This is a genomic window from Kitasatospora sp. NPDC056076, assembly GCF_042266305.1.
In the GTDB taxonomy this organism is placed as follows: domain Bacteria; phylum Actinomycetota; class Actinomycetes; order Streptomycetales; family Streptomycetaceae; genus Kitasatospora.
Genome location: NZ_JBHJWG010000076.1, coordinates 1 through 1039, shown reverse-complemented (window position 1 = coordinate 1039; position 1039 = coordinate 1). Strand labels below are relative to the sequence as shown.

Annotated in this window: 1 protein-coding gene; it reads right to left on the bottom strand. The window is 76.3% G+C overall.

Going from position 1 to position 1039, the window contains the following annotated elements:
• Positions 1-196 precede the first annotated feature (196 nt).
• Entirely contained in the window at positions 197-934 is a 738-nt protein-coding gene (locus ACFC1T_RS36345) for an SDR family oxidoreductase (protein ID WP_375896485.1), read from the bottom strand.
• Between the last annotated feature and the right edge of the window lie 105 nt (positions 935-1039).

The window sequence follows — 1039 nt, the reverse complement described above, 5'->3', positions numbered from 1 at the left end:
GGGCGCGGGGGGGCCCGGGGGGGGCGCGGGGCCGCGGTGATTTCGCCCCCCCGCCGGGGCCCGCGCCCCGGGGGGGGGCCCCGGGTCGACCCGGGGGCCGCACCGCCTTCGCTTTGCCCGGACTTGGGAGAAGAACGCCATGTCCACGGCAATTGTGAAGAAGGCCGGGCGGCGGGGTCGGTTTTGGGCGGCGGGGTCAGTCCTGGGCGGTGGGGCGCACGACGATCTCGCTGACGTCGACGCCGTCCGGCTGCGCGACGGCGTAGCCGATGGCCGAGGCCACGGCGGAGGGCGGCATGGCGATCTCGTCGCGCCGGCGCACCAGCGCGGCCGCGACCTCGGGGCCGGCCCCCTTGCCGACGCCCTCGGTGTGGGTGAAGCCGGGGGAGACGAGGGTGACGCGCAGGTCGGGCCCCGCCTCCTGGCGCAGGCCCTCGGTGAGGACCTTCACCGCCGCCTTGGTGGCCGCGTAGACCCCCTGCGGGGGCCTGACGACGTACGCCGCGGTGGAGCCGACGTTGACGAACTGGCCGGCGCCCTGGCGGCGGAAGACGGGCAGGGCCGCCGCGATGCCGTTGAGCAGGCCGGTGACGTGGGTGGCGACCATGGCGTCCCAGTCGTCCTGGCGCAGCTCGTCGAACGGCGAGACGGCCATCGTGCCCGCGTTGGAGACCAGCACGTCGAGCCGCCCGTACCGCTCCAGGGCCGTGTCCGTCAGGAGCCGCAGGTCCTCGCGGCGCCGGACGTCGACGACGACGCCGGTGGCGTCGGCGCCCCGGGCGGCGACGGCGTCCACGACGGCGTCCAGCCGCTCCCGGCGCCGGGCCCCGAGCACCAGGCGGGCGCCCCGCTCGGCGAGGTGGTGCGCGGTCGCCTCCCCGATGCCGCTGCTGGCGCCCGTGATCGCGATGACCTTGCCCTGGATGCCCGACATGAGCTCCTCCTTCTCCCCGGTGCGTGCGCGGCGGGCGCCCTGCCTAAAGTGAGAGACATGCCTGCTCAGCCCTCTCGGAACAGCCCCACCGACAGCCTGCGTGCC